Here is a 7,007-nt window from a genome sequence, read left to right on the forward strand (position 1 = left end):
TCTTGCGGCACATCTACCGCTGCCCACTGCGCTGGGCGGACATGGACGCGTACGGCCACGTCAACAACGTGGTCTTCCTCCGCTATCTGGAGGAGGCCCGTATCGACTTCCTGTTCCGCCCGGAGAAGGACTTCAAGCAGGGGTCGGTGGTGGCACGCCATGAGATCGACTACAAGCGGCAGCTCGTCCACCGGCACCACCCGGTCGACATCGAGCTGTGGGTCACGCAGATCAGGGCGGCCTCGTTCACCCTCACCTACGAGGTCAAGGACGGGGACGAGATCTACGTCCGCGCCTCCACGGTGATCGTGCCGTTCGACTTCGAGGCGCAGCGGCCCCGCCGGCTCACCGCCGAGGAACGGGAGTTCCTCCAGGAGTACACGGACACCAAGGAGGAGGCCGTCGCCGCATGACGGTCCTCCACCTGGCCGACGAGGGGGAGGCCGCGGATCTCGCGGCCTTCCTCTCCCGGCTGCTCCACTACGACCGTTCGGCCGCGGTGCGCCTCCAGGCGGCCGGCACCGCCCTCGCCGTCTTCGGGCGGCCGCCCTCCTTCGAGGTGCTGGCCGTGCGCGCGGTACGGCTGGCCAAGCCGTACGAGAACGGGCTCGACGCCACGCTCGACGTGACCGTCTCCGCCGGTGAGCTGCTGGAGACCGTGGACGAGCAGGCGGCCACCTCCGGCGTGCCGGACGCGGTGACCGGGCCGCCCTGGGCCGGAGTGCTGCCCCCGCGCGGGGGCTGGCGCACCGAGGCGGGGCTGCCCGCCCCGGACGCCCTGCGCGCGCTGGTCGCCGCCGCGGTGGCGGAGTTCCGCACACGGACGGGGGAGCTGGCCCCCGAGGCCCGTACGCGGGCCGAGCTGGACCGGGTGGGGCGGGAGATCTGGTCCCGGAGCGTCGGGGACACCGGGCTGCCGGTGCGGGCCGTGCACGCGGCTCAGTCGCTCGGGTTCCTGCGGCCGCGCGGAATGTCGGCCTCCGGGACCGACTCAGGTTCCGGCTCCGGTTCCGGTTCCGGTTCCGGTTCCGGCTCCGACTTCGGCGAGGACGCGCCGAAGCTGCTGTCCTGCGGTGCGTGGCTGCGGCTGCGCACACCCTTCGGGTCGGTCGCGCTGCGGCGGGCGGGGACCGGGGCCCTGGGCATCAGCGTGCGCTGAGGCCGTCCGGGCCGCCGCTCAGTGCGGGGGCTCGCTGTCGTCCGGGCGTACGGCGATGTGGTCCGACTCCAGTTCCAGGGCGACGCGGTCGCGCATGCCGAGGGCCGCGGTGTAGTCGGCGGGCAGCTGGAGCCGGCCGGCGCGGTCGAGCATGGCGTACTCGCGGGCCACCACCGTCTCGTGGCCGGTCTCGGCGTCCACCTCGCTGCGGCGCAGCACCTCCGTGGAGGTGCGGCCGTCGCGGATGGCGACGGTGCGGCGGACCTCACCGGCCACCGCCTGGTCGTGGGTGACGATGACGACCGTGGTCCCCAGGTGCTCGTTCGCCGTGCGGAACGCGGCGAAGATCTGTTCCGCGGTGTGGGAGTCCAGCTCGCCCGTCGGCTCGTCCGCGAGCAGCACGGACGGGTTGCCCGCGAGGGCCACGGCGATGGCGACCCGCTGCTGCTGCCCGCCGGACAGCTGCTGCGGGCGCCGGTCGCGGCAGTCCGCGATGCCCATCAGGTCCAGGAGCTCCAGCGCGCGCTCGGTGCGCGCCGCCCGGCGTCCGCCGGTGCCGGCCAGCTGCATGGGCAGGGCCACGTTCTGCGCGGCCGTCAGGTACGGCATCAGGTTGCGGGCCGTCTGCTGCCACACGAAGCCGACCACCGTGCGGCGGTAGGCCAGGCGGTCCTTCGCCGTCATCGCGAGCAGATCGCGCCCCGCGACCCGGGCCGCCCCGGCGGTCGGCGTGTCCAGACCGGCCAGGATGTTCATCAGCGTGGACTTGCCGCTGCCCGAGGCGCCGACCAGCGCCATCAGCTCGCCCTCCCGTACCAGCAGGTCGAGCCCTTGCAGGGCCTGCACCTCCACGCCGTCCGCGCTGAAGATCCGCACCAGGCGGTCGCAGGTGATCAGGGCGTCGTGGCCGTACGCGGGCCGGTCCCGGGACGCGGTGGCGCGGTCGGCCAGGTCCGCGAGGGTGGGGTCGGTCGTCATCGGGTCTCCTCCATGTCTGCGTCCGCGGTCCGCCGTGCCTCCGGTCGGGCCCTCACCGCGTGTCACCCGCCCGGAGTTCCGCCACCGCGCCGCGCCGGCCCGACCACCACGCCTGGAGGGCCGCCACCCCCACCGCCAGGACCAGCACCGCCACCGCCGGGACGGCCAGCGACCACGGGTCGGCGCTCAGTTCCGCGCGCCCCGCCGGGGACGTCGGCGCCGACACCGCGATGGTCGTCAGGTCGATGCCGGGGGAGAGCAGCCGGACGGCCGCCCAGCCGGTCAGCACGCCGCCCAGTGCCGCGGGCAGCGCCTGCGGGAGCGACTCCAGGACGAGCAGGCGGCGGCCCTGGGCGCGGGTGAGGCCCATGGTGCGCAGCCGGGCGAGGAGCGCGGCGCGTTCGGGCGCGGTGCCGGCGAGGGACAGCAGCAGGGCCAGGGCGGCGTAGCCGGCGCCGGCGGCCACGGCGGCCGTGTAGATGTGCTCCGCACCGGATTGCAGCGGCGAGTCCACGTACGTGCCGCGCTCCTCGGACCGCAGCTGGACGGTGCCGGCGTGGTCCACCGCCCGGCGCACCGCGCCCGCGTCCAGGTCGTCGCCGGTCAGCAGCAGTACGTTCGGCCGGACCGCGCCGGGCGACAGCCCGGCCCGGTCCACGACGAGGAAGTCGTCGCCATACACGGCCGGGGTGTGGTCGCGGACCAGCACGATCCGCAGCGTGGCGACGCTGCCGTCGGCCAGGCGCACCTGGAAGGTGTCGTCGCCGAACCGTTCGGCGACCGTCGGCGAGGCCAGCGCGGGCAGCACGGCGTCCTCGGAGCCGCCCTCGGCGCCGTCCGGCCGTCTCAGCTCGCCCGCGGGGAACGCGCCGAGGTCCGTCCGCCCGGCCAGCGCCGCGTAGTCGCCCGGGTCCACCGTCGCGAGCGGCAGCGACTGGCGGCCGTCGTTCGTCCTGGCCTGGTAGTCGAGGCCGACCTCGGTGACCTCCCGCACTCCGGGCGCCTTCCCGAGCCGGCCGGGCAGCCCGGCGGGCAGCGCGGCCTCCGTCTCCACCCGGCCGTCGGCGCCGACGGAGAGCAGCGCCGCCCGGTCGCGGGCGTCGGCCACGCCGCTGAGGACCGAGCCGCCGAACGCCGCCACGGTGAACGCGGTCAGCAGCGCGAGCAGGGGCAGCACGGCGGAGGCGGAGCCGCGGCCGGCCCGGGCCAGCGCGAGCGGCCCTACGGCACCCCGCAGCCGCCGGGCCGGGCGGGCCAGCCCGCGCAGCGGCAGCGGATACAGGCGCACCAGCACCAGCGCGGCGATCACCCCGACCAGGACCGGGGCCATCGCCACCAGGTCACCGGCGCCGTTCGTCGCCCCGCGCCGGCGCAGCATCTCGACCGCGCCGAGCGCGAGGACCACGACGGTCAGTTCGGCGACCGTACGGCGCCTGGACGCACGCGGGGACACCACGTCGTGACGGCCGTCGTGGACCCGTACGGCACGGTGCGCGGCGGCGGCCCGCAGCGGCAGTGCCAGGCACGCAATGGCGGTGACCGCGGCGGCGGCCCACAGCGCGGGGAGCGGCCGGCCGCCGGGCAGCGCCAGCAGGGCCACGCCGTATCCGAGGGCGCCCGCGGGCACGGCCACGACCGCCGTCTCGGCCAGCAGCCGTCCCGCCATGCCCCGTACGGAGGCGCCGCGGGCCCGCAGCAGGGCCAGTTCGGCGCGGCGCCGGTCGGTGGCCAGACCGCCCGCCATCAGCAGGACGACGGCGGCGACCGTGCCCGCGCCCGAGGCGGCGACGACGATCAGCGGGCCGATGTCGCCGCGGAGGTCCTCGTACGTGGTGAAGGCGTTGTCGAGTCCGGTCGTGACGTCGGTGAAGGGGCTGATCGTCGAGTGCAGCTTCTCCAGGCCGGGACCGGACTCCAGGGAGGCCACGGCGGAGGCGAGTCCGTCGAGGTCGCGGCTGTGCAGGGCGTCCGGGGCGGGGGTCAGGTGCCAGTAGCGGACCGTGGGGGTCACGGTCAGCAGCGCGGGGGCCGCCTCCGGGGCGAGCAGCAGGCCGCCGACCCAGTAGGAGGGGTTGGAGGCCCCCATCGGTCCCGGGATGCGCCGCAGCGAGGGGGCACGCAGCAGGGAGTCGACGGACCAGTAGGGGCTGTCGGGCTCCTCGGGTGTGACGATGCCGGTGACGCGGACGGTGAGATCCCGCTGACCGGGCACGTGGATGACGGAGCCGACCTTGATGCGCAGCGTGCGGGCCGTCTCCTCGGTCACCGCGGCCTGCACCTCGGGGGTCGAGGCGGTCGCCTCCTTGCCGGGGACCTCGGGCAGCCGGCCGGAGCGCAGCCGGGTGTGGTCGGCGAGACCGTGCGGGGCGGCGAGGAGCATCTCCGCGGGGAGGCCGTCGGGCCGGGGCAGCCACTTGTCCGGCGACGGCAGGGTCTCGGTGGTGCGGACGCCGTAGGAGGAGCGCTTCTCGTCGATGACCAGCGGGCGTTCGACCGTGCCGAGGGCGGACTCGTAGAGGCCGGTGAGGCGTTCGGGCCGGACGCTCTCCTCCGTGTGGGCCACCTCTCCGTCGAGGTCGGGCCCGGCGGTCACCAGGATGCTGCTCTCGTCGACCGGGGCGTGCTCGACGGCCTGGCGCAGCCCGGCGTCCGTGTACCGGTCCAGTGCCCGGGGGAACGCGGCGGCCAGGCACGCGGTCACCGCCACCAGCACCGCCAGCGCGACGGCGGCGCCGGGCGCGGCCCGCAACCGGGTACGCACCCAGGGCGCGGTCACGGGGTTCACCGTCCGGCACCTCCGTCCTTGAGGGACACCGGGGTATCGGCGCGGCGCAGTGGCGGCACGGGCGGAGTGACGGTCGCCGTGGCCGTCAGCGGTACGGGCCGGCGGCCCGGCAGCGCGCGGGCGCGTAGGCCGTACGGCAGGACCCGTGGGCTTGGCCGGGTGAGTGTCCGGGGTGTGGTCGTGGGGTTCATCGGCCGGTGCCTCCGGGGTCCTTGAGGGTCACCGTCGTGTCGGTGCGGCGCAGGGCCAGGGCCGCGGTGACCAGGAGCGGGACGACGGCCATGCCGGCCAGCAGCAGGGCGATGCGGTCGCCCGGCAGGGCCACGTGGACGTCCGGCACGGGGCGGGTGGCCTGCGGGGTCAGTACGGTCAGCGGGATCACCGCCCGGGTGAGGACCGCGCCCAGGGCGGCGCCGGTCAGCAGGGCCAGGCCGGTCAGCACGCCCTGCTCGGCGGCGACCGTGCGGGCCAGCCGGCGGCGCGAGGCACCCAGGGCGCGCAGTACGGAGAACTCGGTGCCGCGCTCGCGCAGCGACCCGGCCGCGCTGACCGCGAAGCCGACCGCGGCGAGCGCCGCCGCCACCAGGGTCGCCGCGGCGAACGCCGCCCCGGGACCGGCGCCGAACGGGTCGTCGCGCAGCCGCTCGGCGACCTCGTCGCGCACCAGGACCTGGGCCGGTGCGGTGTCCGGGAACGCCCGCAGGCCCGCCGCGGCCTCCTCGGTCCGCCCCGGTGCCGTCCGCAGCCACCACTCGGTGGGTGCGACGGCGGCGCCGTACTTGTCCTGCAACCGCCGGTTGACCGTCGGCAGGTCGACCAGCAGGGCGCCGCCGAACTGCGCCGAGGGGGTCTCGGGCCCGGTGCCCGGCAGCTCGCGCACGGAGCGGACGATCCGCACCGGGACGTCGTGGCCGCCGATCAGCACCGTGACCCGCTGCCCGGTGCGGGCGCCCGAGGAGTCGAGGAAGCGGTCGGTGGCCACCGCGGTCACCTCGGCGGGCTTCGACTGCGCGACCCGCAGCCGCACGGTCAGCGTGGTGATCTTCCAGCCGCCGTCCGAGCGGCCCGTGGAGTACTCGACGGCCAGCGGTTCCGAACCGAGCAGGCGAGGCTTGGACGGGGCACCGACCGCGTCCGGAACAGCCGGCGGGGGCGCCAGTTCCGACCCGGCCGTCCAGGCGTCGGGCAGCGGCACCCTGCGTACCGTCCCGTCGGCGGCGGCGGCCGTCACCTGCCGTACGGTCAGGCGGTGTTGTTCGCTGTGGCCGCCGGGCTGGACCACCGTGGACTCGACGCCGGTCAGGGTGAGCGGTCCGGCGGAGACGTCCAGACCGAGGGTGTGCTCCCGGCCGTCGGCGGCCAGCGAACCGGCCGCCAGCCGGTACGGGGTGCCCCAGCGGTCCTCGACGGTGACCGTCACGTCCGCCGACCGGGAGTCGGCCGCGCCCCGGTCGGCGTCCTGGACGGCCAGCGTCGCCGTCAGCGCGAGCCGGGCCGTGTCCGCCGGGATCTTCGCGCCCTTCGACGGCCGGCCGGGCGCCATCCCGGACAGCAGCGCCCGCGGCGACTCGTCGGCCAGGTCCGGCCGCATCAGCATCAGGCCCGCCGCGTGCGAGGTGTCCAGCGCGAGCACCGTCGCCGTCCGGTCGCCGGACAGGGAGACCTCGGAGCGGGCCGCGGGGGCGACCTCCGCCACCCCCGTGACGCCCGCGACCAGGTCGGTGCGGCCCGGGCCCGGCGTGCCCGAGGCCTGCACCCGGATCGGCGCCCCCGCCCGGAAGTCGGCCTGGTCGTCCTGCGAACGGGACCACGAGGCGCCCTGCCCGATCGCCATCGTGCCCAGCGCCACGGCCAGCACCAGCAGCAGCACGGGACCCGCCCCGCGCATCGGACGGCGGCTCAGCTGCCAGCCCGCCAGCGCCGCCGCGAGCCCGCGTCCGCTCGCCGCCCGGCGCTCCGCGAGCCGCGCCACCAGCGGCAGCAGCCGCAGCGCCAGCACCGTCCCGGCCAGCAGCGCCAGCGTGGGCGTCGCCACGAACAGCGGATCGACCCCCAGGCCGCCCGCGTCCTCGGCCTCCCCCGTCC

General features: G+C 76.4%; 5 protein-coding genes. 2 read left to right on the top strand and 3 right to left on the bottom strand.

The window, feature by feature from the left end:
• The first annotated feature begins 2 nt into the window (after positions 1–2).
• Together BZZ08_RS32415 and BZZ08_RS32420 are read left to right on the top strand one after the other, a co-directional pair.
• Complete coding sequence (locus tag BZZ08_RS32415) at positions 3–413, top strand: acyl-CoA thioesterase (protein WP_104635765.1); 411 nt, start codon at positions 3–5, stop codon at positions 411–413.
• On the top strand, positions 410–1,159 hold the full coding sequence (locus tag BZZ08_RS32420; protein WP_104635766.1) for a hypothetical protein: 750 nt from the start codon (positions 410–412) through the stop codon (positions 1,157–1,159). Before BZZ08_RS32415 ends, BZZ08_RS32420 begins: the two co-directional genes overlap by 4 nt.
• Positions 1,160–1,177: 18 nt before the next feature.
• On the opposite strand, the gene BZZ08_RS32425 is transcribed toward BZZ08_RS32420, so the two are convergent.
• The 3 genes from BZZ08_RS32425 to BZZ08_RS39700 all read right to left on the bottom strand — a co-directional run.
• A complete protein-coding gene (locus BZZ08_RS32425) occupies positions 1,178–2,137 on the bottom strand; it encodes an ABC transporter ATP-binding protein (RefSeq protein WP_104635767.1) in 960 nt (319 codons plus the stop codon).
• Positions 2,138–2,189: 52 nt separating this feature from the next.
• Positions 2,190–4,922, bottom strand: coding sequence for an FtsX-like permease family protein (locus BZZ08_RS32430; protein WP_241965622.1), 2,733 nt, complete (start codon positions 4,920–4,922; stop codon positions 2,190–2,192).
• A 187-nt stretch (positions 4,923–5,109) separates the two neighbouring features.
• Positions 5,110–7,007: ABC transporter permease (locus BZZ08_RS39700; protein WP_241965623.1), on the bottom strand; the 1,898-nt coding region annotated here is incomplete at its 5' end.

It is taken from the genome of Streptomyces sp. MH60, assembly GCF_002939385.1.
Taxonomy (GTDB): domain Bacteria; phylum Actinomycetota; class Actinomycetes; order Streptomycetales; family Streptomycetaceae; genus Streptomyces.

Bases quoted from the DNA above. Each gene is read 5' to 3' on its own strand.
- BZZ08_RS32425 (WP_104635767.1), bottom strand. From the start codon at position 2,137: ATGACGACCGACCCCACCCTCGCGGACCTGGCCGACCGCGCCACCGCG.
- BZZ08_RS32420 (WP_104635766.1), top strand. From the start codon at position 410: ATGACGGTCCTCCACCTGGCCGACGAGGGGGAGGCCGCGGATCTCGCG.